Here is a 24,235-nt window from a genome sequence, read left to right as displayed (position 1 = left end):
GGATCAGGCGCGGCGCTTGAGCTTGCGACGCTCGCGCTCGCTCAGACCGCCCCAGATGCCGAATCGCTCGTCATGGGCCAGGGCGTACTCCAAGCACTCGGCCTTCACGTCACAGGTCTGGCAGACCTTCTTGGCCTCGCGGGTGGATCCACCCTTCTCCGGAAAGAAGGCCTCGGGGTCCGTCTGGGCACACAGGGCCCGCTCCTGCCAGCCGAGCACTCCTTTCTCGACCTCTGCCATCAGCGTCAGCAGCTCCATCAGCCCGTGTCCTCTCGACCTCGTGCGCCATGTCATCACACAGTCAGAAACCGTGTGAGAAAACGAAAGGGGGTCGCACGAATTGTGCGTCCCCCAGGACCAATTACATGCGTGCAATTGCCCGGAGTCAAGCCGGTGTGGAAATTTGACAAACACCGAAAATGAACCCACGGCAACGCCAGTATGTCGTCAGTCCTATCGCTCTGGATCTCGCGGCACGGGTTCCCAGCTCACCGTTCGCCCGCCATCTGGACGAGCTCCGTTGTCAGGAGCGGACGAGCCACTCGCCGGGACCGTCCCCGAGGCGACATCACCGGCCGTCGCCCACGGTCCCGAGGTTATTTCCCGAGTGTTTGCTTCGGGCTGCTCGGAGGCCACCTGCCAGCCGCTCGACGCCTGCCCCGGCCGCCCCCATCCACTGGCCTCGGCACCACTGGCGGCATCGCCGGCCCGGGTCCACACGGCCCCGGCCGCCTGGTCCGCAGTCCAGCTGGCCGCCTGCTTCTCCGGCTCGGGATCCGCTTCCGGCTCGACGCCAGCGGCCGGTGCAGGCGCCTGCGGTTGTTCGACGTCTCGTTCTTCAGCACGGCCCACCACCATCAGAAGCCGTGCCGCCGCCGCCTTGATGGCCACCTCGAGCAGCCCGCCCAGCGCCTCCACCACCGCCAGGAAGACCCCACCAGGGACATTGGTCAGTCCGATCACCAGGAAGACCAGCTGAAGGAGAGCTGCCAGGCCGACGAGCCCGGCCGCCATGCGGGCCAGCGCCCGCCCCCGGGCAGTGACTGGCTTCACCAGCGTGCACCACAGTGCCGTCGCCACGCACGCGAGGACCATCACGACACTCAGCGAGCTGCCGCCGATCGCGCGCGAGGCGGAGACCAGGGTCCCGCCCTTGACCAGGAGGTAGCCCCACTCCACCAGGGACATCACGATGAATCCCGCGCTGATCGCCAGCACCACGGTGGCTGCCGTCTCGCGGTAGCGCTTCACACTGTCTGCCATGGCACCAAGAGTAGGGGCCCCCCACCCTCGACGACGACGAGGACGCGGGGCCCGGGCTCAGGACGGGCTCATGCCAGTTCGGGACCGACCTGCTCGGAGACCAGACCCACCAGCTGCTTCACCCGCTGCGACTGCTCGATGGGCACCACCAGCGTTGCCTGCTCTGTGACACACACCACCATGCCGGTCAATCCAGCCACCGCCACCACGGTCCCGGGACGACCCCGGTTGATGATCAGGTTGTTGCTGCTGTCCAGGGCAACGGTGACACCCTCGCGGGCATTGCCATCCTCGTCGTGGGCAATCTGCTCGGCCAGCGCGGAAAAGCCACCCAGGTCATACCACTCGATGTTCAGCGGGACGGCGACGACGTGGGCGCTGCCCCTGCCCTGACTCACAGGCTCCATGATCGCGTAGTCGACGGAGATCTTCTCCAACTCGGGGTAGATCTCCCCAAGCCTCTCGGGACGCTCCGCCAGCTCGAGGACGCTGGCATGGGTCTGGGGCACCAACTGCCGCAGCTGCTCCAGCACCGTGGCGGCCTGCCAGACGAACATTCCGGAATTCCACCAGTACTGGCCGCTGGCCAGGTACTCCTGGGCCACCTCCAGCGAGGGCTTCTCCTTGAACTCGGTGATGGCACTCGCCTGCGGGAAGGCACTGAGCGCCTCACCACGCTTCAGGTATCCGTAACCGGTGTGCGGGCTGTCCGGCACGACGCCGAAGGTGACCAGGGCGTCGTCGTCGGACTCCGCGATCTGGTAGGCCACATCCAGCGCCTGGGTGAACTCGTCGACGGGCGTGATGATCTGGTCCGCGGTGAGGACCGCCATCACGGCCTCGGGATCGCGCTGGGCCAGGACTGCGGCGGGCCAGGCCACGGCATTGAGGGAGTCGCGCCCGATGGGCTCCCCCAGCAGGTTCTCCTGGGGCAGTTCCGGCAGCTGCCGGGCCACGACGTCGGTGTAGGCCGCACCGCAGCACACCAGAATGTTGGCGTCGGGCACCATGCCCGCCACGCGCTCGTAGGCAAGGCGCAGGAGGCTCTTGCCATCAACCAGTTCCAGCAGTTGCTTCGGCTCACCCTTGCGGGAGAGCGGCCACAACCGGGTCCCCGAACCACCGGCCATGATCACCACATGTCTCATGGAGCCGAGCCTAGTGAAGCCCGCGGCCACCCGCTGGCGCTCCCTCAGCCCGCACACAGCAGGAAGTCCGGACGTGACCCGCGCAGCCCGTGCCCCTACGATGGCCCAATGAGCAGCACCTTCGACCCCGTCGCCGCGCTGGAGCAGCGCGTCGTCCGCGACGGCGCCCGGCCCCTGCTGACCTGCTACGACCTGGATGACGACTCCCGAGTGGAGTTCTCCGCCCGAACCTTTGCGAACTGGGTGGACAAGACGGCGAACCTGATCGGGAGCATGGGCCTGGAAGAGGGCGACGACATCGGCCTCCCACTGCTGCTCACACACCCCGGCCACTGGGTCACCCTGGTGTGGACGATGGCGAGCTGGCAGTACGGCAATCCCGTCCTGGCTCTGCCCCGCGATGACCTCGACCGCGTCGAGCTCGCCGTGGTGGGCCCCACGCACGCACACCCCGTGCCCGGCGTGGAGACCGTCGCCTGCTCACTGCATCCACTCGGCCTGGGACTGAATGAGCCTGCGGCCGGTGTGACCGACTTTGCCGAAGCACTCAGCCAGCCCGACATGCACTGGCGCAATGATCCGCCCGCGGTCTGGTTCGACGACGGGGAGACCCGGCTGGACCAGGCGGCCCTCGATGCCGTCGAGTCCCAGGCAGAACGTCGACTCTTCCTGCCGGGGGGTGAGCCATGGCAGGATCTGGTGCACGGCCTGCTGGGGGCCCTGCGAGGGGGTGGCTCCGTGGTGGTCGTGCGGGGCACCGCAGACGCCGATCGCATCGAGGCGATCGCCGCGGCCGAGCACGCCTCAGCACAGCACTGACAGCACGCGGAGAGCACCCCGTCCAGTCCCCGTTTTTCGTTACATACAAGGATTTCCGGGCCTTTTTGGGTGCCCTGTCGAACGCGGGACGCGTGACCCTCGCGATGATGGCGCCATGCAGCCGTCGACCTCCCAGAACCCCACCGGAACCGATCCCGAGACCACCTGCGAGGACGACTTCGCCGAACGGCTCTCCGGGGCGCTGCGGGCCAGCAGACTGACGCTGGGGACGGTCGAGGCACGTCTGCGACAGGCTGGCTGTCCGGTCTCCTCGGCCACCCTCAGCTACTGGCAGACGGGCCGCTCACTGCCCACCCGTCGCAAGTCCCTGCGAGCCGTCGAGATGTTGGAGACGGTTCTGGGTGTGCCACCGGGCCACCTGATCGCCGGCCTGCCCGGCAACACGCGACTGGTGTGGCAGCCGGAGGCCGCCCTGCCCTGCTGGGAGCAGCCCAGGACGGCCCTCCAGGAACTGGGGCTGTCCTTCAACACGCCCTTCAGCACCATGACCCTGCACGACGTGGTGGTCAACGATCCCCAGAGTCGCTGGCAGCGCCAGATCACACGGCAGCTGCTGCACGCCGACATGGCAGAGGCCGTCCGCTTCCCCATCGCCCTGTCGGGCAGCCACCCCGAGCCCTACATCCCGCTACTGCGATCCCTGCGGGGCTGCCGGGTGGGCCGCGTGGTCACCTTCAAGGAGACCTCCACCCTGGTGGCCGAGATGATCCTGCCGGCTCCGCTGAGCCCCGGCCAGTTGGCCATGGTCAGCTATGAGGTCCTCTGGAAGCCGGAGGACGGCCGCTTCGGCAAGCACGGGCGATCCTTGGCCACTCCCGTGGGCTTCATGACCTTCGAGCTGGTCTTCAACGACCAGCGACCCAGCTCGGCGCACTACTACCACCGAGGGCCCGGCCCCGTCGCGAACTGGGTCCAGCAGCCGCTCACGGTCGGTCGGACCGTCCAGTTCACGGCCCGCGACGTGGCAGCCGGCCTGCACGGAGTGGAATGGCGCCAGGAAGAATCCTGAACGCCAACCCTCCACACAGGCCGGCCGCTTGCAGCTCGCAGGGGTCTCAAGCCTCGATCTGGACGAGCTCGGTGCCCAAGCGGTTGGACAGCTCGTCGACGGAGATGCCCCAGGTGCCCAGCACACCGACGGTGCCATCCGGGCGACCCACCTGGAAGACCGCGTGGTTGGTGTACACCCTGGTGACACAGCCCACGCCGGTCAGTGGGTAGGTGCAGGCGGGCACCAGCTTCGGCTGGCCGTCGCGGGTGAACAGCGACATCATCACGTAGACGTCCTTGGCGCCGATCGCCAGGTCCATCGCTCCGCCAACAGCGGGGATGGCGTCCGGCTTGCCGGTGTGCCAGTTGGCCAGGTCACCATTGAAGGCCACCTGGTAGGCGCCCAGGACACACACGTCGAGGTGACCGCCGCGCATCATCGCGAAGGAGTCGGCGTGGTGGAAGTAGCTGGCACCCGGCAGCTCCGTCACCGGAACCTTGCCGGCATTGGTCAGGTCGGGGTCGATCTGGTCGCCGACGGCCGCCGGACCCATACCCAGCATGCCGTTCTCGGTGTGCAGCACGACGCCGGCCTCGGCCGAGATGTGGTCGGCCACGGTGGTGGGCTGGCCGATTCCCAGGTTCACGAAGGATCCGGGCTTGATGGCGGTGGCCACCAGGGCGGCCAGCTCCGGCTTGCTCAGCGGCTCGCGGTCAAGATTCTCGATGCTCATCGGGCACCCTCCACGGTGTAGGAACGGGCGTCGACGCGCACCACGCGGTCGACGAAGATGGACGGGGTGACGACCGCCTCGGGATCCAGCTCACCGGTCTCGACGACGTGGTGCACCTGGGCGATGGTCTGCTTGGCGGCGGTGGCCATCACGGGTCCGAAGTTGCGGGCCGTCTTGCGGTAGAGGAGGTTGCCCATGCGGTCTGCCTTCTCGGCGGAGATCAGGGCCCAGTCACCCTTGATGGGGTACTCCAGCAGGTAGTCACGACCGTCGATGGTGCGCGTCTCCTTGCCCTCGGCCAGCGGGGTGCCCACCGCCGTGGGGCAGTAGAAGGCGCCGATCCCGGCACCGGCGGCACGCATCCGCTCGGCCAGGTTGCCCTGCGGCACCACCTCGAGCTCGATCTTGCCGGCCAGGTAGAGCTCGTCGAAGACATAGGAATCGCTCTGGCGCGGGAAGGAGCAGATCACCTTGCGCACGCGGCCAGCCTTGAGCAGCGCGGCCAGGCCGACCTCGCCGTTGCCGGCATTGTTGGCCACGATGGTGAGGTCCTTGGCCCCCTGCCGGATCAGCGCGTCGATCAGGTCGAAGGGCATGCCGGCCAGGCCGAAACCGCCCACCAGGACGGTGTCGCCGTCCTGCACGCCAGCGACGGCCTCGTCGGTCGTCTCCAGGATCTGTGTCATCGCCATCAGTTCTTGCCCTCCTCGTTCTCGAGCACCACGGCCAGGCCCTGCCCGACCCCGATGCAGATTCCTGCCACGCCCCACCGGACGCCCTCGGTCTTCATGCGCTTGGCGAGCGTGCCGATCAGGCGACCGCCCGAGGCACCCAGCGGATGCCCGATGCTGATGGCGCCACCCTTGGCATTCACGATCTCCGCATCGATGCCCCAGGCGTCGACGCAGGCCAGCGACTGCACCGCGAAGGCCTCGTTCAGCTCGACGGCGCCCACCTGGCCCCAGTCGATGCCGGCCCTCTCGAGTGCCTTGTTGGCGGCCTCGACGGGGGCGAAACCGAAGCGGTGCGGGTCCAGGGCATGGGCGGCCCGACCGGCGATCCGGGCCAGCGGCTGGGCGCCGAGCAGGTCTGCGGCCTGCTCCGAGCCGAGCATCACGGCGCTGGCGCCGTCGTTGAGGGGCGAGGCATTGCCCGCGGTGATGCTGCCGTCGGGGCGGAAGGCGGGCTTGAGCGCCGCCAGCTTCTCCGGGGTCGATCCGGGGCGGATCGACTCGTCGCGCTCCAGCTCGACGCCCTCGACGTCGACCACCAGGTCGTCGTAGAAGCCTTCGCTCCAGGCCTGGTCGGCCAGCCGGTGCGAACGAGCGGCGAACTCATCCTGTCGCTCGCGGGAGATGCCGAACTCCTCCTGCAACAGCTCATTGCCCTCGCCGAGCGAGACGGTCCACTCCTTGGGCATCTTCGGGTTGACGAGTCGCCAGCCGAGCGTGGTGGACACGGCGGTCACGTCGCGGGCCGGGAAGGCGCGATCGGGCTTGGGCATCACCCAGGGGGCACGGGTCATGGACTCGCTGCCGCCGGTGAGGATGAGGTCGGCGTCGCCGGTCTCGATGGCGCGGGAGCCGATCATGACGGCGTCGAGGCTGGAGCCGCAGAGGCGGTTCACGGTGGTGCCGCTGACGCTGACCGGGAAACCGGCCAGGAGCGCACCCATGCGTCCGACATTGCGGTTCTCCTCGCCAGCACCGTTGGCATTGCCCCAGACGATGTCATCGATGCGGGCGGGGTCGAGGTCGGGATGGCGGTCGACGATGGCGCGCATCACGGTGGCGGTCAGGTCATCGGGGCGCACACCGGCGAGCGCCCCGTTGAACTTGCCGAAGCGCGTGCGCACTGCGGAGTACACGTAGGAGGTCATGTCTCGACCGTAGACAATGCGACACATATTGTGAAGTATCAATATCTAGCTTGATTGATACTCTATTGAATATGGATCGTCTCCGGCAGCTGCACTACTTCATCGTCGTCGCCGAGGAATGCCACTTCGGCCGCGCCGCCCAGCGCCTGCACATGGCCCAACCGCCCCTCTCCCAGCAGATCCGCCGTCTGGAGAAGGAGGTGGGCGTGGAACTGTTCACCCGCAGCACCCGTCACGTAGCGCTCACGCCCGCAGGCGAGGACTACCTGCTCCACGCCCGCCAGATCCTCGCGGCCGTGGACGCCGCAGATGAACGGGCCCGCCGCGTGGCGATGGGCATGGTGGGCAGACTGGCCATCGGCTGTGTCGGCTCGGCCACCTACAGCCTGCTGCCGGCGCTGTCCCGCCTGCTGGGCCGTGAACTGCCCGGCGTCGACGTTTCCTTCCAGGGCGAGATGTTGAGTCAGGAACAGTTGACGGCGCTGCGCCAGGGACGGATCGATCTGGCCCTGCTGCGCCCGCCGGTGGACGACGCCACCCTCACCGCCATGGTGCTGCGGCGCGACCGGCTGTTGGCCGCAGTGCCGCACACCCATCCCCTGGCCGACCGGGAGGAGCTGTCGGTCAGCCAGCTGGCGGGAAGTGATCTCATCGTGCACCAGGCTCCCCGGCTGTCCGCGATGCACGGCGTGGTGCTGCGCCTGTTCTCCGACGCCGGAACCGCGCCCAGGATCCGGCACGAGGTGGGCGAGACGTCGACGATGGTGACGCTGGTCGCGGCAGGACGAGGCGTCGCCGTGGTCCCGGAACCCACGCGGGCCCTGGCGCTGGAGGGAGTCCGCTACATCCCTCTCATCGACGAGGACGCCCACGTGGATCTGGTGGCCGCACACCTGACCCAGACCGAAGAACCCCATCTGCTCAGGGCGCTGGAGATGCTCAAGGACCTGGCCCGCCAGCAGTGACCGTCAGCTCGCCAGATCCGCCAGGCCTCGCGCCGCGAGCTCGGCCCTGGAGCGGATGCCGAGCTTCGCGTACACGGCCGTCAGGTGGTACTGCACTGTCTTCACCGAGATGAAGAGCTGGCCGGCCACCTCACGGTTCGTCATCCCGTCGGCCACCAGACGGGCCACGGACAGCTCCTTCTGCGTCAACACCGGGCGCGCCGCTCGGCCCGGTTCCTCTTCGGAGACGGCCACGCGGTCGGCCGCCTCCACAAGCCCGCCGAGCCCCAGGGACTGGCGCACCTGGCGGCTCAGCGTCAGCGCCGCCTCAGCCTCGGTCCGGCGCCCGGAGCGTCGCAGCGCCCCCGCCCACCCAGCGTGCAGGCGAGCCCGGTCCAGAGGTAGCGGGAGCTCCTCCAGGACCTCCAGTGCCCGAGCATGTGCGGCCCTGGCCTCGTCCACCCTCCCGTCGAGCAACAGGCAGCGAGCCCGTAGACCCGCCATCCTCGCGATCTGCAGCCGATGCCCCTGCGCCACGGCCCTCTCCTCATGGGCGGTCACCAGGGCCTCCGCCTCTTCACGCCGACCCATCAGGAGCAGCGCATCGGCGCGCATCTCAGCCCACGGCCAGAAGCCGGGGGCAGAGACCCAGCCGCGAGCCCAGGACTGGTCGAAGGGCGCCAGAGCCTCCAAGACCGCCCGCGGGTCCTCCCGCTCGCGCGCGACCGCTGCCCGGGCGAGCATGGCCGGGGCGCGCATGATCTCGTAGTGGGACGCGTCTGCTCGACCTGCCTGCAGGCTGCGCTCCGCCTGCTCCCAGTCCCCCCGGAGTGCCGCCACCTCGGCCGCGGTCCACTCCAAGAGCGGCACGAGCAGGTAGAGGCCGTGCCGACGGGCTTCGTCCGCGCCCCGCGCGGCGGTGGCTGCCGCACGCTGCCACTCCCCCGTCTCCAGCTGCACCCGGGCGAGCCACGCCGTCGCCCACGAGGTGACCCGGAAGGAACTGCCCACCCCGGCGCCGGCCGCCGCGCGTTCCAGCTCGTCACGAGCTGCCAGGTGGTCCCCGGCCGCCAGCAACACCCAACCCCGGGCCAGCCGCAACCGCTGGCCCATGGCCCCCTCCGGCACTTCGGCCAGCAGACCGTCCAGTCGAGCCAGCGCGAGCTCAGGCCCTTCCAGCGCGGCCTGCGCCACACCGCTGATCGCCTCCGCCTCGCAGTAGCGATCCTCCGGGTCCCCGTCCGGCCGCAGAATCCGAGCGCGCTGGTGCCATTCCAGGAGCTCCTCGGCCCGGCACCTGGCCAGCGCGTGCAGCACCTGCCGTTCGGCCACCTTGCGGGCCACCTCCGGATTGCGCTGCGGGTTGACCAGTTCCCTCGCCCTTTGCAAACGAGCTCCAGCCGTGCTCGGGCGTCCCGTCAGGCAACCGATGTAACCCAGGCAGGCCTCCCGCAGGGCCGTCTCCCGAACGGTCTCCAGCTGGGCGATCCGGGCACCCAGCAGCGTCAGGTCACCGGCGCCGACCACGGCGTCGGCTGCTTCGACGAACAGGTCTGCCGAGCGCACCGGGTCGTCCGTCGCCTCCGCGGCCAGCTCCAGGAGGTGGGCGCTGGCCATCCACTCGCCGCGCCTGGCCCGTTGGGCGGCCAGCCGCTGGAAGCCCTCAGCCAGCCCGCGATCCGCTCGAGGGTCTGCGTACCATTCGTGGCGCAACTGGGTCTCCGGATCATCCTGCAGTCGCGCGGCCCGGGCGTGCAGGCCTCGTTGCCCCGCGATCCCCATTGCCTCCAGCAGACAGACCCGCACCGACGGGCTGGCGAGCACCACCGTGCGGGAGCCGGGGTCCACGACGCGCAACAGGCCGGTGCTCCTCGTCTCGTCCACCAGTGCGGAGGTACGATCCACCGCCCTGCCCTCGGCCTGGACACCGGCCACCCGCCCCGCCTCGGAGACCTGCACCGGCAGGCCCGGGCGGCACACCTCCAGGACGGCGACCGCCTGCAGCAGCCCCACTGCCTCGTCGGACAGCGTGGCCAGTGTCACCTCGGTCCGGTTGCGCAGGCTGGGCGGCACCGGCATGCTGCGCTGCCGCGCCAGATGCGGCTGGTCCGCCAGGAGGCGGATGGTCTCCTCCACCTCTTCGTCATGCCCTCCGCAATGGTCCAGCACCCTGGCGGCGACCCCTGGCAGCAGTGCCAGTCCCTGGCGGCCGGCAATCTCCACGACGTCCTCGATCCCCAGCGCGGGCAGGCGATGGCGGTCGTGGGCCGAGCGAACCACTTCGTGGAGGAGGGCGCGCTCTGCTGCGGGTCGGGCGGCCATGGCCGGTCCCTGCTCCTCCAGCCCGATGATCAACAGGACGCGCAAGCCGTGGGCGGTGTGCGCGCATTCCACCAGGGCGCGAAGACTGTCCACATCGGCGTGCTGCGCCTGGTCCACGATGACGGCCAGGTCCGGCCCGTCGAGTCCGGAGGGTGTCACGGAGGCGAGCAGCCCCTCGGCGCCGCGTTCGGACCAGGGAATTCCCCGGAGCAGGGCGCCCGGGGTCGAGGACTGCCAGGACAGCCCGGTCAGCAGGTGGATCCGGGCCGGATCGAGCGGCAGTTGTGCGGTCAACTCCCGCAGCAGCGGTCCGGTTTCGACGCCCGCATCCCACTGGACGGCAACCACACGACTTCCGCTCGCGGCGCTGGTGAGCTCGACGAGAGCTTCCAGGTCACGGCGGCGAGTGGGCAGGAGCGACGATGGTCCCATCCGGTCAGGGTAGACCGGATGGGACCATCGCGACACCTGTTCGGTGAATTCGGGACGATCTCCCATCGGGAGATCAGCCCAGGTCACCTCCCGCCACCGGCAGCACGGTGCCGGTGATGTAGCTCGCCTCGTCCGAGGCCAGGAAGGTGATGGCAGCCGCCTGCTCGTCCAGCGTGCCGTAGCGCCCCAGCAGGGAGTGCTCCAGCGTCTGGTCGATGTGGGCCTGGAACCACGCCTTCTCCTGCTCGGTGCGCGCCTCCGGCGTGCCCCGGGAGATGCGACGCGGCGGTGCCTCGGTGCCTCCGGGAGCCGTTCCGACGACGCGGATGCCGTGCGGCGCGTACTCCAGGGCCAGCGACGCGGTCATCGCATTGATGCCTCCCTTGGCCGCCGAGTAGGGAATCCGGTGGATTCCCCGCGTGGCAGCCGAGGACACATTCACCACGACGCCCCGCCCCGCCTGCACCATGGCCGGCAGCGCGGCACGAGTGGCGAAGAGCGTGGTCAGCAGCGATCGGGTGATCTCCGCCTCGATCTCGGCATCAGTGAATTCGGTGAAGGGCTTGAAATTGATCGCGCCCCCCACATTGTTCACCAGCACGTCGATCCGACCGAAGCGCTCGAGCGCCTTCTCGACCATGGCGCGGGCACCATCACCGGACTCGAGGTCGCACTCGACGGCCAGCACCTGGGCCTGGTCGTTCGACTGCAGTTCCTCCGCCAGCTCGCGCACCAGCTCGGAGCGGTCGGCCAGCACCAGGCTGCCACCCTCCGCGCTGATCCGACGGGCCACCTGAGCGCCGATGCCCTGCGCGGAACCCGTCACGAGCACCACCTTGTCGGCGAAGCGACCGGGGGTCACGAAACGCGGACGGGTCCGCTCACGGCTCTCGCTCATCGCGCGACGCATCGTCGCCTTGGAGCGCTCGGCGTGCTTGACGATCAGCTCGCGGGCCGCATCCCGGTCACCGGCCTCGTAGGCGTCCACGATCCGCATGTGGTCGCGGGTGCATTCCGGATCACACCAGGTGGCATTGCGCAGCGTCTCGGCCATGTGCGCCTTGACACCCAGCGCGTGGTAGGCCTGCAACAGGTGGTCATTGCCGGTCACCCCGAACAGGAAGTCGTGGAATTCGGCATTGGTCTCCGTGAAGGCCACCGGATCGACGAATCGGTCCCCCTCCACGTGCGGCAGCGTCGATTCCGCGAGCATCCGGTAGCCGGAGATCTGGCTCGCGGACAGTCGGCCGATGGTCAGCTCGAGGGCGCCCAGCTCGAGTGCCTGGCGGGCATCGAAGATGGCGTCCGAGAACTGGACGTCGGGGTGCTCCTCACCGATCTGGTAGCCGTCAGGGGCCACCGTGGCGGTATTGCTGCTGCTGGCCACCAGCTGCTCGATCTCGGCCGGGCCGAAGACCTCCTGCTTGGCGATGTTGCGGCCCTCACCCGTCGGCTGCAGGGTGCCACCAGCCTCGACCTCACCGGTCTGGCCGGAGTCGGTACTGGCCGCGAAGACCTGCTGCTTGGCAATCCGCCGCACGGCGCCGCCATCGTCGATGGGGGTTCCGGCTCGGACTTCCAGGTCCTGCGCGTCGAAGACCTGCTGCTTGGCGATGTTGCGGCCCTCCCCGACGGGGGTGATGGCGGCCTCGCCGCCCAGCACCGAGTCCACGGATGTCGGCGTCGCCCTCACCTTGGCGGACTCGACCACCTTTGCCTCGGCGGCAGCCTCGGCCTCGGACTCCTCGAGACCCTGCTTCGCCTGGGCGGCGGCCGCGGCCGGCACCGCCAGGGCAAACTTCTCGAAGTAGAAGCCCTCGGGCTCAATCTTGCGCTCGTTCAGGTCGGTGCGGACGGCCTCCACCATGGGCGGCGGACCACACAGGTAGATGGCCACGTCGCCGGCATGCAGGTGGCCGGGCTCGATCAGGCTCATCACATAGCCCGACTTCACCGGACGCCCTGCAATCTCACTGGCCTCGGGACGCGAGACGCAGAAGTCCCAGGTGAAGCCCTCCAGCCCGGCGGCGACCTCCTCGATCTGGTCGACGGCCACCACGTCGGCGTCCGTGGAGACGCCGTAGACCAGGTGCACGGGGCGACTGTCGCCCGCAAGGCGCAGCTGCCGCATGATCGACATCACGGGAGCCAGGCCGGTTCCACCTGCCACCAGGAGCAACGGACTGGTCGACTCACGCAGGAAGAAGGAGCCGTGCGGACCATCCATCTCGAGCTGGTCGCCCACGGCCGCCCGCTCGGTCAGGTAGGTCGACATCACGCCACCCGGTGTGATGCGCATCAGGAAGGTCAGCGTCTTCTCGCTCGGCGCATTGCTGAACGAGTAGGAGCGCTTCTGGTCCGTGCCGGGAACGCTGATGTTCACGTACTGACCGGGCAGGAAGACCAGTTCGTCCCGATTGTCGATCTCCACCGACAGCTCGACGGTGGTGGCCGACAGGTGCTCCAGACCGACGATGCGGCCCTTCCAGCTGGAGGCGCCGGCCTTGGCCATCTGCGAGGTGCCCGCGATCTGCAGCACCAGGTCGCTCTTGGGCTTCATGCTGCACGGCAGCACATAGCCCTGGGCGGCCTCGTCCTCGGTGAGGGCGTCGTCGATGTAGTAGCCGCCGTCGTACTCGCCCGACTCGCAGAAGGCCTTGCAGGTGCCGCAGGCACCGTCACGGCAGTCGAGCGGGATGTTGATCCGCTGTCGGTAGCTGGCGTCGGCGACGGTCTGGTCCTCGCGGACCTTGATGAACCGGCTGACGCCGTCCTCGAAGGCCAACGCCACCTGGTAGGTGGGGACCTCGTTCTCGGTGGTCGTCATGTCAACCCCCGATCAGACGTGGTACACGTCGACCACGTGGTGGATGTAGTCATTCTTCAGCACCACGGTCTTGCGCCGGATCAGCGGCGATTCGCCCGAGAAGTCGATGGTGTAGAAGGACGTCCCGTAGTACGGGTCCACCGTGTTGTAGCGGAAGTACATCGTGTGCCAGTTGAAACGGATGTCCACCAGGTCCCCACGACGCTCGATGACCTCAACATTGTTGATGTTGTGGCTGGTCCGGGGCTCGGGGATGGAGGTGGCCGACGAGCGCTCGGTGCGAATGCGGAAGACGCGGTCCTCGAGGCCGCCCTTGTTCGGGTAGAAGATCAGGCTGACCTCGCGCTGCGGATCCTCCGTGAGCAGGTCGCGGTCATCCCAGGCCGGCATCCAGAAGACGACGTCCTCGGCATAGCACTCGAGCCACTTCTCGAACTCGCGGTCATCCAGGTAGCGCGCCTCGCGGTAGAGGAACTGCTCGATCTGGTGGTGGTTGATGGTCTTCTCGCTCATCTCAGGCCTCCTTGCCCTTCTTGGCGCCACGCTTGCCCTGCTGGTAGTCCTGCACTGCGCCCTCGCGCTCGACGGCCTTGCGCATCGTCTCCACCCAGTAGCCGTGCTGCACCGGGTACAGACCCTCGTCCTCGTTCTTGACGCCCGCGGAGATGACATTCGGCATGTCCAGGGCGGTGGCGACCTCGTCGGGGCCGGTGAGCCAGTGCTCGGCACCGCGGCTCATGTCATTCCAGGGCGCAGCGGTGGCCTGGAAGGTAAGCTGGCAGGATCGGAACTCCTCCAGGTCGTCCGGGGTGGCCATGCCGGAGGCGTTGAAGAAGTCCTCGTACTGACGGATGCGCCAGGCGCGGGCCTCGTCGCTCTCGCCCTTGGGGGCGATGCAGTAGATGGTGACCTCGGTCTTGTCGGGCGAGATCGGGCGGAAGTGACGGATCTGGGTGGAGAACTGGTCCATCAAGTAGACATTCGGGTACACACACAGGTTGCGCGAGCCCTTCACCATGAACTCGCCCTTGGCGTCGCCGTACTTCTCCTTCAGCTCGTCCATGCGGTCCCACAGCGGACGGTCCTGCGGGTTGCCCGCCCACGTCCACAGGCACAGGTGGCCATTCGGGTAGCTCCAGTAGCCGCCGCCCGACTTGCCCCACTGGCCCGCATCCAGGGTCTTGGTGGAGTTGGCGCTCTCACCGGTGTTGCGTCGCGAGGTGGTGGCGGCGTAGTTCCAGTGGGTCGCGGTCACGTGGTAGCCGTCGGCGCCATTCTCCGCCTGGACCTTCCAGTTGCCGTCGTAGGTGTAGGTGGAGGCACCGCGCAGCACCTCGAGGCCCTCGGGCGACTGGTCCACCAGCATGTCGATCACCTTGGTGGCGTCGCCCAGGTGCTCGGTCAGCTCCACGACGTCGGGGTTGACGCTGCCGAACAGGAAACCGCGGTAGCTGTCGAAGCGAGCCACCTTGGTCATGTTGTGCGAGCCATCCTTGTCGAAGCTGTCCGGGTAGCCGGCACCCTCGGGATCCTTCACCTTCAGCAGGGTTCCGTCATTGCGGAAGGTCCAGCCGTGGAAGGGGCAGGTCAGGGTCTTGCGGTTGTCGGTCTTGCGACGGCAGATCATCGCGCCGCGGTGCGCACAGGCATTGATCAGGCAGTGCAGCTCGCCCTTCGTGTCGCGGGTGATCACGACGGGCTGGCGGCCAATGTAGGTGGTGAAGTAGTCGCCTGGCTCGGGAACCTGGCTCTCGTGGGCGAGGTAGACCCAGTTGCCCTCGAAGATGTGCTTCATCTCGAGTTCGAAGATCTCCTCGTCGGTGAAGATCGAACGGTTCGCCCGGTAGATGCCGGACTCCGGATCATCGATCACGGCCTGGTCGAGCACCTTCTCGATGCGCGCCAAATTATCGGTGGTCATTGCTTCCTCCGCAGCTCTGAGGGGGGTCGTTGGTTCGCAACTCCACCATGCAAGGAATGCCCGAGCACACCGGCAAATGCCTAGGACCACCCCAGAGTCGATTCATAAGCGTCGCGTATCAATCAAGCACACTTTCGTCATTGTGTTTATGGGTTCCGCAGCTTAGCGTTGTCTCATCAGCCACTGACCCACGCCGGGACGATCCGGATCTGGTCATGACAGCTCCAACGAGGGAGGTGAACCGTGGAACTCAAGCAACTTCGCTACTTCGACGTGGTGGCCCAGACCTGCCACTTCGGCCGAGCCGCGGAACGCCTCCACATGGCCCAGCCGGCCCTTTCGCAGGCCGTGCGACGCCTGGAGAAGGAGCTGGGTGTCGAACTGTTCACACGTACCACTCGTCGCGTCGAGCTGACCACCGCCGGAGAGTACTTCCACTCGGACGTGCGACGCCTGCTGGCCGAACTTGACCAGAGCGTCGAGCGCGTCCGCAATGTCGCCAGCGGCACCACCGGCATCCTGCGCGTCGCCTTCACCGGCACCAGCGCCCACAGCCAGCTGCCCGTGCTGGCCCGCATCATGCGCGAGGCCCTGCCCGATGTCGGCCTGGACATCCACGCCGACATGCTGACCCCCGTGCAGGTCACCGCCCTGTTGGACGACCGGATCGACCTGGCCATCCTGCGCGGCCCCGTCGACGAGGACCGACTGCTGGTCCGTTCGCTGCTGCGCGAACCGATGGTGCTGGCACTGCCGGCCGGACACCGCCTGGTGCCCGAACCGGTCGTCGAAATGAGGGACCTGGCCACCGAGCCGTTCATCACCTACACGGCGGAACTGTCCAGTGTGAACGAGGCCATGGCGGCCAGCTGCCGCCGTGCCGACTTCGCCCCGCGCATCATCCACCGTGCACCCGGCACCGCCGCCCTGCTCGCCCTCGTCGCAGCGGACCTCGGCATCGCCCTGCTGCCCGCCTCGGCCCGGGCCGGCTGTCCCCAGGGCGTCGTGATGCGCTCCGTGGAGGACGCCACCACCGTCGACCTGTCGCTGGCCGTCCGCGTCGACGACCACACCCCCGTCCTGGCCCGAGCCCTCGACGCGCTCGAGGCGCACGGCTTCGCCGCCCGGGACACCGCCCCGCTTGCTCCAGTGCGCAGGCTCGAGATCCAGGAGACCGCATGACCACGATCACGTCGATCGAGGCGATCCCGTACGCCATCGACTACCTCAAGCCCCTCAAGTTCGCCAGCGGTGAGGTGCATGCCGCCACCCACGTGCTGGTGCGCGTCACCACCAGCGACGGCGTGGTCGGCATCGGCGACGCCGTGCCGCGGCCCTTCACCTACGGCGAGACCCAGGACGGCATCATCGCCGTCATCGAGAAGATCTTCGCGCCCGCGCTGATCGGCACCTCGCTGTTCGCCCGCGAGCTGCACGCGGCCCGCATGGAGCGCACGGTGGGCAATCCCGCCGCCAAGTCCTCGATCGACATCGCCATCTGGGATGCCATCGGCCACACACTCCAGACCAACGTCAGTGACCTGCTCGGCGGCTATGCCGACTCGATGCGCGTGAGCCACATGCTCGGCTTCGACGAGCCCGCCGCCATGGTGGCGGAGGCGCAGAAGATGCGCGACCTGTACGGCATCAGCACCTTCAAGGTGAAGGTCGGCCGCCACCCGGTGGAGCTCGACGTCGACGTGGTGCGCGCCCTGCGCGAGCACTTCGGCAGCGAGATCACCCTCTATGTCGACGGCAACCGCGGTTGGAGCGCCGCCGAGTCCGCCCGCGCCTGGCGCATGATGCAGGACCTGGACCTGGCCTTCGCCGAAGAGCTCAACCCGGCCGACGACGTCCTGGGTCGCCGCTGGCTGGTGGGTCAGGTGGATGCTCCCTACATCGCCGACGAATCGGCCACCACCCCGGCCGAGATCACCCGCGAGCTGCTGGGCGGCTCGGCCACGGCGATCTCGATCAAGACCGCGCGCACCGGATTCACCAGTTCGCAGCGCTGCCTGCACCTCGCCGAGGGTCTCGGCGTCGAGGTCGTGATGGGAAACCAGATCGACACCCAGCTCGGCAGCATCGCGACGGTCACCTTCGGTGCCGCACACCGCCTCACCAGCCGCCATGCCGGTGAGCTCTCGAATTTCCTGGACATGAGCGACGACCTCCTCACGGAGCCGTTGCAGATCCAGGGGGGCGAACTTCCCATCCGGAAGGGCCCCGGGCTCGGTGTCGAGATCGACACCGACAAGCTGAACCACTACCGAACCGACAAGTAGTACCGCCCACACGAAAGGACACCGCAATGTCGCAGTACCTCGAGGAAGAGTCGAAGGGCACCGCTGTTGGTGCTGGCACCAAGGCCACCGAGAACTTCCAGCACGACAAGGCCGCCTACGAGGCCGTCAAGGACGTCCCGAAGGAGCGCGTCGACAAGCTCGCCTCGCGCATCATCAACGAGATCAACAACACCGTCCGCGAGGAGAAGGTCACCTACGCCGAGTACAACGCCCTGAAGGCATGGCTCATCCAGGTGGGCGCTGATGGCGAGTGGCCGCTCTTCCTGGACGTCTGGGTCGAGCACGCCGTCGAGGACGTTGCCACCGAGCACCGCGAGGGCAACAAGGGCTCCATCGAGGGCCCCTACTACGTTCCGAACGCACCGGTCTGCGCCGACGGCAAGATCCCGATGCGCGACGACGAGCCCGGCGACCGCATGACCTGGACCGGCAAGGTCACCAGCACCGACGGCAGCCCGCTGACCGACGCCAAGGTGGAGCTGTGGCACGCCGATTCGCTCGGCTTCTACTCGCAGTTCGCCCCCGGCCAGCCCGAGTGGAACCTGCGTGGCACCTTCCCGGTCAAGGAGGACGGCTCCTTCGAGATCCACACGATCAAGCCGGCTCCGTACATGATCCCCACCGACGGTGCTTGCGGCAAGCTGATCGCCGCCGCTGGCTGGCACGCATGGCGTCCCGCCCACCTGCACGTCAAGGTCTCCGCCCCGGGCCACGAGCTGCTCACCGCGCAGCTCTACTTCCCCGGCGACGAGCACAATGACGATGACATCGCCAGCGCCGTCAAGCCCGAGCTCATCCTGGACCCCCAGGACCAGGGCAATGGCCAGTGGACCGTTGAGTACGGCTTCGTCCTCGACCCGGAGAAGAAGGCCTGATGCTCTACCTGGTCAAGATGGACGTCAACATCCCTCTCGACCTCGATCCGCAGCTGCGGGACGAGACCATCGCGAAGGAGAAGGCGTACTCCCAGCAGCTCCAGCGTGACGGCGTGTGGCCCGAGATCTGGCGCATTCCCGGCCAGTACTCGAACTACTCGATCTTCAATGTCGAGTCGCACGACCAGCTGCACGAGGTGCTGTGGGGTCTCCCGCTGTTCAAGTACATGGACATCGAGGTCACCCCGCTCGCCAAGCACCCGTCGGACATCAAGTAGGTCCTGACGGCACGCAGGACCAGGTAGAACGAAAGACAAGGAAGACAGCATGAACAGCCCTCGCCCCACTCTCGTCCTGTCCACCCTGGCCGGACAGGCCGGTGACCCGCTCGTGGTCGTCGGTCCCTCCCTGGCCACCGCGGTTGGACGATTGTGGGGTGAGGCTGTTCCTGCCCTCGAAGGATTCCACGTGGTTGGCTGGGACCTGCCGGGCCACGGCAAGAGCCCTGCCCACCACGACAGTCTCACCGTGGCCGAGCTGGCCACCGCGGTGCTCGACACGCTGGATGCCGAGTCCGGCCTGGACGCCACCGCCCCCTTCATCCACGCGGGTGACTCGATCGGTGGCGCGGTGACCCTGCGCCTGCTGCTCGACCACCCGCAGCGGGTTCGCGCTGGCATCGTCGCCTGCAGCAGCCCCGTCTTCGGCGATCCCCAGAACTGGCTCGAGCGTGCCGCCATGGTGCGCGAGAAGGGTATGCGGCCGATCGCCGAGTCCTCCCCCGGCCGGTGGTTCGGCGCCCACATCACCGCCGAGCCCACCCAGGCCAGCCGCCGCGTTGCGGCCGAGATCGCCGACGTCGAGGTGGCCAGCTATGCCCGCCTCTGCGAGGCACTGGCGCAGTACGACGTTCGCCCTGAGTTGGCAGCGATCAGCCAGCCGGTGCTGTGCATCTGTGGCGCGGACGATCCGGTGAGCCCGCCGGAGGCGATGCAGCAGATCAGCAGCGGCGTCGAGAACGGGCGTCTCGAGGTCCTCGACGGAGTGGGTCACCTGGCTCCGCTGGAGGATCCCGCCCGGGTCGGAGCCCTGCTACAGGACTTCTGCACCGGGATCTGAGCCGGTTCAGCGCCGCTCGTCGGGCGCTTCCGTGCCGCGCAGCTCTGCCGGCAGACCGACGAGCGCGCCGGCTCCCCAGGCCATGTGCATGACGGTCAGCACCAGCGGCAGACGCACGCGCACCTGCGCCTCCATCGGGCGTCGCATCACGGCCGACGCGCCGCTGACGGCCCCCAGATAGCCGAGCGGCGCCAGCAGCCCGACCTGGAGGCTGCGTCGGCCCAGAAGGAGCCCCGCAAGGCCAGCCACGGTTCCCGATCCGATCGCCAGCACGGCCAGCGGCGGTGCGAGGTAGCGGGGGCTGATCGTGTCGGGATTGCGACGCATCACCTCGCGTCGCCACTGGCCCGTGCGGAAGAACTGCTTGGCCAGCGCCCGTGTGCTGGACCGCGGGCGGTAGGTCACCTCCAGCTCCGGCGAGAACCACACGGTCCGGCCGCTCTTGCGCAGCCGGTAGTTCAGGTCCCAGTCCTGCGCGCGCAGCAGCGACGGGTCATAGCCACCCACGGCCAAGAGCGCCTCACGTCGAAAGACCCCCAGGAAGACCGTCTCGGCTGGGCCCTCCGGGGAGTTCTCCAGGTGGAAACTTCCCCCGCCCAGACCGATGGGTGAGGTGTAGGCCACCGCGACGGCCTTCTCGAAGGGCGTCGTGCCACGGGCCGCCATGTGGCCACCCACATTCGCAGCCCCCGTGCTCTGCAGCAGTTCCACGGCCCGGTGGATGTAGCCGGGAGCCAGTTCGCCGTGTGCATCCACCCGGACGATGACGTCGTGGTGGCTGGCGGCGATGCCCAGATTCAAGGCATCGGGCGTGGTGCCGGTGGGATTGGGCACCACGCAGATTCGATCGTCGGCGGCGGCGAGTTCTCGCGCGATCTCCTCGGTACGGTCGCTGCTGGGCCCGACGGCCAGGATGATCTCCATCGGATGGTCCTGTGCCAGGACGCCGGCGACCGAGCTGGCCAGGTGCTTCTCCTCGTTCAGCACCGGCATGACCACGCTGACCGGCTCGCGCGTCGAACGCGCCGCGGGCGCGGCCGTCATGTCGTCGGGTGCGTCGGGAGCAGTCATGGGGGCCATTCTTCCAGCCCGCCTGCACCACTCACGACCAACTCGCCGTCGCCCGGAGAGTGCGATCCATCCATGTGGGTGGGTACCGTGGACGCCATGGATTCACGTGACGAGGCCCGGCGACAGGCTGATCTGGACTGGCTCTACGGAGCCGAGCGCCCCAGCGCCGACCAGACGTGCGTGATGGACTCCGCTGAACTGGAAGAATTGGAGCGTCGCCGCATCCAGGCCGCCAGCGCGGGAGCGCAGGCAGCCCAGGAGGCCGAGGAAGAGGAGGCCCCGCGGCGGGTGATCCACTCGGAGGATGAGTTCCCGGCCGCGCCCGCCGAGCCCCGATCGCGCAGTCTGGCCGACCAGACGCCGCGACGTCGGCCGGCGCCAGCCGCCGCTGCCCCCGCGCCGCGTCCCCAGCCCGCGCCGCGTCCCCAGCCAGCGCCCAGCCCCCAGCCGACCCCCAGATCAAGCGTCCGTACCCGCGCCCCACGCCCGCGGCGTCGCGGTGGCGTGCTGCGATGGATCGTGCTGGCACTGTTGGCCTGGATCGTGTGGTTGATCGCGGTGCCGATCGTCGCCCTGACCACCGCCGGCAAGGTCGACGAACGCCCCGAGGGCAGTCGCCCCGGCAACCAGCCGGGCACCACCACCCTGCTCGTCGGTTCGGATGCCCGGGAGAACCTCTCCGCCGAGCAGCAGGCCGAATTGGGCACGGGCACCGAGGTGGGCAAGCGCACCGACACCATGATGCTGCTGTACACGCCCACGATCGGCCAGCCGGTGCTCGTGAGCCTGCCGCGGGACTCGTATGTGGACATCCCCGGCCACGGCCGTGACAAGCTCAATGCCGCCTACGCCCTGGGCGGCCCCGACCTGCTGGTCGCAGCCGTCGAACAGGACACCGGCCTGCGGGTGGACAGCTACCTGGAGGTCGGTTTCGACGGCTTCGCCAATGTCGTCGACGCAGTGGGCGGCGTCGAGATGTGCCTCGACGAGCCCATGCAGGATCGTGACTCCCACACCGACCTGCCCGCGGGATGCCAGAACCTCAGCGGTACGCAGGCGCTCGGCTATGTCCGGATGCGCAAGGCCGATCCCCGGGGAGACCTGGGCCGCGTGGAACGCCAGCGCGAGATGATGTCAGCCATCGTCAAGGAGGCCGTCAGCCCCTGGACCTTCGTCAACCCGGTGCGGTACTGGAAGCTCAACATGGCCGTGGGCGAGTCGGTGCTGCGCGGCCAGTCCACGGGCCCCGCTGACATGGCCATCGCCGCCAATTCCTTCCGCCGGATCGCCAGCGGAAAGGGTCTGACCCTGACCGTCCCGCTCAGCAGCGACCATGCCAACACTGCCGCCGGCTCCTCCGTGATCTGGGACGAGCAGCTGGCAGGCGAGATGTTCGGCCAGCTGGCCTCCGGCGATACCGATGGCATGGAGAAGTACCTCCGCTGACCACACCTGCTACGACCACGGTCGTGGCCGTGCGCCAGACGGCTGACAGAGCCACCGGGTCACTCCTAGCGTTGCGTCACGGGCCCCACCGGGCCCGAGACAGACGGGAGGATGACGATGGCCGAGATGCTTGCCATCCAGACGAAGGGGCTGCGCAAGAGCTATCGCAGCCCCAGGGGCCGACGCGTCGCGGTCGAGGGTCTGGACCTGGAGGTCCCCCGCGGCGGGGTGCACGGATTCCTGGGGCCGAATGGCTCCGGCAAGACCACCACGATCCGCATGCTGCTGGGGCTCGCTCGTCCCGACGAGGGAAGCATCCGGGTGCTCGACCACCCCATCCCCCAGGACCTGCCGGCGGTGATCAGCCGGATCGGGGCCGTCGTGGAACGTCCACGCTTCTTCCCGAACTTCTCCGGCCGGCTCAGTCTGGAGCTGGCAGCAGGCGCCACCGGAACCGATCCGCGTCGGGTGCACAAGGTCCTGGACCAGGTGGGGCTGCAGGAGCGCGCCGACGACCCCTATCGCACCTACAGCCTGGGCATGCAGCAGCGCCTGGCCGTTGCCGCCACCCTGCTCAAGGACCCCGAGCTGCTGATCTTCGATGAGCCAACCAATGGGCTGGACCCTGCCGGCATCCACGAGGTGCGGGAGACGATCCGGGAGTTGGGCCGTGAAGGGCGCACCGTGCTGGTGAGCTCCCACATCCTGTCCGAGGTGGAGCAGGTGGCCGACACGGTCAGCATCATCGGCAGGGGCCGGGTACTGGCCTCCGGTCCTGTCGTGGAACTCCTGGGAAACCGCGCCAGTCGCATGCGGGTCCAGGTGGACGATGCCACCCGGGCAGCCCAGCTGCTCGTCGCCGACGGGCTGCAGGTGACCCTGGACGGCCCGGCGCTGCTCGTCGAGGGCGCTGCGGATCCTGCCCGGATCACCCGCCTGCTGGCCCAGCACGATCTCTTCCTGCGCGAACTGGTGGCCTCCCGACGTGACCTGGAGTCGGTCTACCTGGAGCTCACCGACGCATCGGGGCTGCGTCCAGCCTCCGAACGCGGCATCGTCCTGCCCCCGCTGACTCCCGTGGTGGCCCGCACGAACACCCTGTCCCACAAACCCGAGGAGAACTGAGATGACGCGACTGGTCGCCGTGGAGCTGCGCCGCCTATGGCACCGCCGCCTGACCCGGGTCACCCTGGCGCTGCTCCTGCTGGGACATCTCGTGGTGGGCCTTGCCCTGTACCAGGACAGCAAACCGCCCACCGAACAGCAGCGCCAGGACATGGCCCAGGCCTATCAACGGGCCGTCGAACAGTGGAAGGTGGACGGCCCCGGGATCATCGAGCAGTGCGAGAGGGAGAACGAGGTTCTGGGCATGCAGGGCTCCGAACCGATGCGCTGCACCGATCTGGGCCCGCAGCAGCAGTCCTACCGGTTCGCGCCGCGCACCGTCTCTGGACCGGTGCTGGGGATGCACTACTTCACGACGATCACACTGCTGGCGGCGAGCATGCTGGTGGCGGCCAGCTTCGTCGCAGCGGAGTTCACCACCCGCGCGATGGGTACCTGGCTGGTGGTGGAACCCAGACGCACCTCCGTCGTGGCATCGAAGTTGCTGGCCGTCGGGTTGGGGGCGCTGCTGGTCTCGCTGGTCTTCTGTGCGCTGGACCTGGCCGGATTCGGTCTGGTGGCCAGACTGGCCCGCATGACCAATGACCTCACCGGCGCGCAGGAGGCCCACCTGGCGGCGCAGATGCTGCGAGTGCTGGCGATCGTCCCGCTGGCGGCCATGGCGGCCGCGGGGCTGGCCTTCCTCACCCGGCACACCGTGGCCGTGGTGGCCACCATCGCGGGCTATGCGCTGGTCTCCACCTTCTACCTCACCAATGGCTCCTTCGCTGGACTGCACCGGATCGGGCTGGTCCAGCACCTCTCGGCCTGGTTCGACGGAACGCACACCTACTGGTTGATGGACTGCACGGTGAACCGGGACAGTTGCCGACAGATCGCGTACACCCTCACACGCAGCGATTCGATCCTCTGGCTGGGTGGCCTGTCGGTGGTCACCATGGTGCTCGGCTGGCTCGCCTTCCGACGACGTGACGTGGTGTGAGTTCACACCGC

General features: G+C 68.4%; 22 protein-coding genes. 11 read left to right on the top strand and 11 right to left on the bottom strand.

Annotated elements, in window-relative coordinates:
• Nucleotides 1–3: 3 nt before the first annotated feature.
• The 3 genes from ACTQ49_RS01965 to ACTQ49_RS01955 all read right to left on the bottom strand — a co-directional run bounded on the left by ACTQ49_RS01965 (nt 4) and on the right by ACTQ49_RS01955 (nt 2,411).
• Nucleotides 4–258, bottom strand: coding sequence for a WhiB family transcriptional regulator (locus ACTQ49_RS01965; protein WP_441826165.1), 255 nt, complete (start codon nt 256–258; stop codon nt 4–6).
• Between the two features lie 195 nt (nt 259–453).
• Nucleotides 454–1,263 carry a hypothetical protein gene (locus tag ACTQ49_RS01960; RefSeq protein ID WP_441826164.1) on the bottom strand — a complete coding sequence of 270 codons (810 nt, stop codon included), beginning with the start codon at nt 1,261–1,263 and terminating at the stop codon, nt 454–456.
• A 68-nt stretch (nt 1,264–1,331) separates the two neighbouring features.
• Complete coding sequence (locus ACTQ49_RS01955; RefSeq protein ID WP_441826163.1) at nt 1,332–2,411, bottom strand: mannose-1-phosphate guanylyltransferase; 1,080 nt, start codon at nt 2,409–2,411, stop codon at nt 1,332–1,334.
• A gap of 108 nt (nt 2,412–2,519) precedes the next feature.
• Here ACTQ49_RS01955 and ACTQ49_RS01950 point away from each other — a divergent pair, with 108 nt between their 5' ends.
• Both ACTQ49_RS01950 and ACTQ49_RS01945 read left to right on the top strand, forming a co-directional pair.
• Complete coding sequence (locus ACTQ49_RS01950) at nt 2,520–3,230, top strand: TIGR03089 family protein (RefSeq protein ID WP_441826162.1); 711 nt, start codon at nt 2,520–2,522, stop codon at nt 3,228–3,230.
• Nucleotides 3,231–3,345: 115 nt separating this feature from the next.
• The gene (locus ACTQ49_RS01945) at nt 3,346–4,260 is read left to right on the top strand and encodes a hypothetical protein (protein ID WP_441826161.1); all 915 of its coding nucleotides are present in this window, start codon (nt 3,346–3,348) and stop codon (nt 4,258–4,260) included.
• Between the two features lie 46 nt (nt 4,261–4,306).
• On the opposite strand, the gene ACTQ49_RS01940 is transcribed toward ACTQ49_RS01945, so the two are convergent.
• The 3 genes from ACTQ49_RS01940 to ACTQ49_RS01930 are packed head-to-tail and all read right to left on the bottom strand — an operon-like array spanning nt 4,307 to nt 6,854.
• Nucleotides 4,307–4,975, bottom strand: a complete 669-nt coding sequence (locus ACTQ49_RS01940) for a CoA-transferase (protein WP_441826160.1) — start codon at nt 4,973–4,975, stop codon at nt 4,307–4,309.
• On the bottom strand, nt 4,972–5,667 hold the full coding sequence (locus ACTQ49_RS01935; RefSeq protein WP_441826159.1) for a 3-oxoacid CoA-transferase subunit A: 696 nt from the start codon (nt 5,665–5,667) through the stop codon (nt 4,972–4,974). The genes ACTQ49_RS01940 and ACTQ49_RS01935 overlap by 4 nt, the downstream gene beginning before the upstream one ends.
• Complete coding sequence (locus ACTQ49_RS01930) at nt 5,667–6,854, bottom strand: thiolase family protein (protein WP_441826158.1); 1,188 nt, start codon at nt 6,852–6,854, stop codon at nt 5,667–5,669. Before ACTQ49_RS01930 ends, ACTQ49_RS01935 begins: the two co-directional genes overlap by 1 nt.
• A 71-nt stretch (nt 6,855–6,925) precedes the next feature.
• Between ACTQ49_RS01930 and ACTQ49_RS01925 the strand changes: the two genes are divergently transcribed.
• Complete coding sequence (locus tag ACTQ49_RS01925; protein WP_441826157.1) at nt 6,926–7,819, top strand: LysR family transcriptional regulator; 894 nt, start codon at nt 6,926–6,928, stop codon at nt 7,817–7,819.
• Between the two features lie 3 nt (nt 7,820–7,822).
• On the opposite strand, the gene ACTQ49_RS01920 is transcribed toward ACTQ49_RS01925, so the two are convergent.
• The 4 genes from ACTQ49_RS01920 to benA form a co-directional block, all read right to left on the bottom strand.
• The gene (locus ACTQ49_RS01920) at nt 7,823–10,552 is read right to left on the bottom strand and encodes a LuxR C-terminal-related transcriptional regulator (protein WP_441826156.1); all 2,730 of its coding nucleotides are present in this window, start codon (nt 10,550–10,552) and stop codon (nt 7,823–7,825) included.
• Between the two features lie 73 nt (nt 10,553–10,625).
• Nucleotides 10,626–13,379, bottom strand: coding sequence for a benzoate 1,2-dioxygenase electron transfer component BenC (benC, locus tag ACTQ49_RS01915; RefSeq protein WP_441826155.1), 2,754 nt, complete (start codon nt 13,377–13,379; stop codon nt 10,626–10,628).
• 12 nt (nt 13,380–13,391) lie between these two features.
• Entirely contained in the window at nt 13,392–13,892 is a 501-nt protein-coding gene (gene benB, locus ACTQ49_RS01910; protein ID WP_441826154.1) for a benzoate 1,2-dioxygenase small subunit, read from the bottom strand.
• Between the two features lies 1 nt (nt 13,893).
• On the bottom strand, nt 13,894–15,300 hold the full coding sequence (gene benA, locus ACTQ49_RS01905; RefSeq protein ID WP_441826153.1) for a benzoate 1,2-dioxygenase large subunit: 1,407 nt from the start codon (nt 15,298–15,300) through the stop codon (nt 13,894–13,896).
• A gap of 243 nt (nt 15,301–15,543) precedes the next feature.
• On the opposite strand from benA, the gene ACTQ49_RS01900 reads away from it, so the two are divergent.
• Genes ACTQ49_RS01900 through ACTQ49_RS01880 form a run of 5 tightly spaced genes read left to right on the top strand, consistent with a single transcriptional unit; the run spans nt 15,544 to nt 19,600 of the window.
• Entirely contained in the window at nt 15,544–16,482 is a 939-nt protein-coding gene (locus tag ACTQ49_RS01900) for a LysR substrate-binding domain-containing protein (RefSeq protein ID WP_441826152.1), read from the top strand.
• The gene (locus tag ACTQ49_RS01895) at nt 16,479–17,585 is read left to right on the top strand and encodes a mandelate racemase/muconate lactonizing enzyme family protein (RefSeq protein ID WP_441826151.1); all 1,107 of its coding nucleotides are present in this window, start codon (nt 16,479–16,481) and stop codon (nt 17,583–17,585) included. The genes ACTQ49_RS01900 and ACTQ49_RS01895 overlap by 4 nt, the downstream gene beginning before the upstream one ends.
• 26 nt (nt 17,586–17,611) lie before the next feature.
• Nucleotides 17,612–18,481 (top strand): catechol 1,2-dioxygenase, encoded by an 870-nt coding sequence (catA, locus tag ACTQ49_RS01890; RefSeq protein ID WP_441826150.1) that lies wholly within the window; start codon nt 17,612–17,614, stop codon nt 18,479–18,481.
• Nucleotides 18,481–18,759 carry a muconolactone Delta-isomerase gene (gene catC / locus ACTQ49_RS01885; protein WP_441826149.1) on the top strand — a complete coding sequence of 93 codons (279 nt, stop codon included), beginning with the start codon at nt 18,481–18,483 and terminating at the stop codon, nt 18,757–18,759. Before catA ends, catC begins: the two co-directional genes overlap by 1 nt.
• A 49-nt stretch (nt 18,760–18,808) precedes the next feature.
• A complete protein-coding gene (locus ACTQ49_RS01880) occupies nt 18,809–19,600 on the top strand; it encodes an alpha/beta fold hydrolase (RefSeq protein WP_441826148.1) in 792 nt (263 codons plus the stop codon).
• Between the two features lie 6 nt (nt 19,601–19,606).
• Here ACTQ49_RS01880 and ACTQ49_RS01875 read toward each other — a convergent pair whose 3' ends face one another.
• Nucleotides 19,607–20,644 carry a glycosyltransferase family 2 protein gene (locus tag ACTQ49_RS01875; RefSeq protein ID WP_441826279.1) on the bottom strand — a complete coding sequence of 346 codons (1,038 nt, stop codon included), beginning with the start codon at nt 20,642–20,644 and terminating at the stop codon, nt 19,607–19,609.
• Between the two features lie 123 nt (nt 20,645–20,767).
• On the opposite strand from ACTQ49_RS01875, the gene ACTQ49_RS01870 reads away from it, so the two are divergent.
• From ACTQ49_RS01870 to ACTQ49_RS01860, 3 genes are all read left to right on the top strand, one after another.
• A complete protein-coding gene (locus ACTQ49_RS01870) occupies nt 20,768–22,117 on the top strand; it encodes an LCP family protein (protein ID WP_441826147.1) in 1,350 nt (449 codons plus the stop codon).
• Between the two features lie 117 nt (nt 22,118–22,234).
• The gene (locus tag ACTQ49_RS01865) at nt 22,235–23,242 is read left to right on the top strand and encodes an ABC transporter ATP-binding protein (protein WP_441826146.1); all 1,008 of its coding nucleotides are present in this window, start codon (nt 22,235–22,237) and stop codon (nt 23,240–23,242) included.
• Nucleotide 23,243: 1 nt separating this feature from the next.
• Complete coding sequence (locus tag ACTQ49_RS01860; protein WP_441826145.1) at nt 23,244–24,224, top strand: hypothetical protein; 981 nt, start codon at nt 23,244–23,246, stop codon at nt 24,222–24,224.
• Nucleotides 24,225–24,235 lie beyond the last annotated feature (11 nt).

The sequence above is a fragment of the Luteococcus sp. Sow4_B9 genome (genome assembly GCF_052116585.1).
Taxonomy (GTDB): domain Bacteria; phylum Actinomycetota; class Actinomycetes; order Propionibacteriales; family Propionibacteriaceae; genus Luteococcus.
Note: the sequence above shows the minus strand (reverse complement) of the source record. Positions and strands in the feature narration are given on the sequence as shown.

What these genes read in the sequence shown, in the direction of transcription:
- ACTQ49_RS01895 (WP_441826151.1), top strand. Translation starts at nt 16,479, where the DNA reads ATGACCACGATCACGTCGATCGAGGCGATCCCGTACGCCATCGACTAC.
- ACTQ49_RS01860 (WP_441826145.1), top strand. Translation starts at nt 23,244, where the DNA reads ATGACGCGACTGGTCGCCGTGGAGCTGCGCCGCCTATGGCACCGCCGC.
- ACTQ49_RS01865 (WP_441826146.1), top strand. Translation starts at nt 22,235, where the DNA reads ATGGCCGAGATGCTTGCCATCCAGACGAAGGGGCTGCGCAAGAGCTAT.
- benA (WP_441826153.1), bottom strand. Translation starts at nt 15,300, where the DNA reads ATGACCACCGATAATTTGGCGCGCATCGAGAAGGTGCTCGACCAGGCC.
- ACTQ49_RS01880 (WP_441826148.1), top strand. Translation starts at nt 18,809, where the DNA reads ATGAACAGCCCTCGCCCCACTCTCGTCCTGTCCACCCTGGCCGGACAG.
- benC (WP_441826155.1), bottom strand. Translation starts at nt 13,379, where the DNA reads ATGACGACCACCGAGAACGAGGTCCCCACCTACCAGGTGGCGTTGGCC.
- ACTQ49_RS01935 (WP_441826159.1), bottom strand. Translation starts at nt 5,667, where the DNA reads ATGGCGATGACACAGATCCTGGAGACGACCGACGAGGCCGTCGCTGGC.
- ACTQ49_RS01955 (WP_441826163.1), bottom strand. Translation starts at nt 2,411, where the DNA reads ATGAGACATGTGGTGATCATGGCCGGTGGTTCGGGGACCCGGTTGTGG.
- ACTQ49_RS01925 (WP_441826157.1), top strand. Translation starts at nt 6,926, where the DNA reads ATGGATCGTCTCCGGCAGCTGCACTACTTCATCGTCGTCGCCGAGGAA.
- ACTQ49_RS01940 (WP_441826160.1), bottom strand. Translation starts at nt 4,975, where the DNA reads ATGAGCATCGAGAATCTTGACCGCGAGCCGCTGAGCAAGCCGGAGCTG.
- ACTQ49_RS01870 (WP_441826147.1), top strand. Translation starts at nt 20,768, where the DNA reads ATGGATTCACGTGACGAGGCCCGGCGACAGGCTGATCTGGACTGGCTC.
- catA (WP_441826150.1), top strand. Translation starts at nt 17,612, where the DNA reads ATGTCGCAGTACCTCGAGGAAGAGTCGAAGGGCACCGCTGTTGGTGCT.
- ACTQ49_RS01960 (WP_441826164.1), bottom strand. Translation starts at nt 1,263, where the DNA reads ATGGCAGACAGTGTGAAGCGCTACCGCGAGACGGCAGCCACCGTGGTG.
- benB (WP_441826154.1), bottom strand. Translation starts at nt 13,892, where the DNA reads ATGAGCGAGAAGACCATCAACCACCACCAGATCGAGCAGTTCCTCTAC.
- ACTQ49_RS01875 (WP_441826279.1), bottom strand. Translation starts at nt 20,644, where the DNA reads ATGACGGCCGCGCCCGCGGCGCGTTCGACGCGCGAGCCGGTCAGCGTG.
- catC (WP_441826149.1), top strand. Translation starts at nt 18,481, where the DNA reads ATGCTCTACCTGGTCAAGATGGACGTCAACATCCCTCTCGACCTCGAT.
- ACTQ49_RS01920 (WP_441826156.1), bottom strand. Translation starts at nt 10,552, where the DNA reads ATGGGACCATCGTCGCTCCTGCCCACTCGCCGCCGTGACCTGGAAGCT.
- ACTQ49_RS01950 (WP_441826162.1), top strand. Translation starts at nt 2,520, where the DNA reads ATGAGCAGCACCTTCGACCCCGTCGCCGCGCTGGAGCAGCGCGTCGTC.
- ACTQ49_RS01945 (WP_441826161.1), top strand. Translation starts at nt 3,346, where the DNA reads ATGCAGCCGTCGACCTCCCAGAACCCCACCGGAACCGATCCCGAGACC.
- ACTQ49_RS01930 (WP_441826158.1), bottom strand. Translation starts at nt 6,854, where the DNA reads ATGACCTCCTACGTGTACTCCGCAGTGCGCACGCGCTTCGGCAAGTTC.
- ACTQ49_RS01965 (WP_441826165.1), bottom strand. Translation starts at nt 258, where the DNA reads ATGGAGCTGCTGACGCTGATGGCAGAGGTCGAGAAAGGAGTGCTCGGC.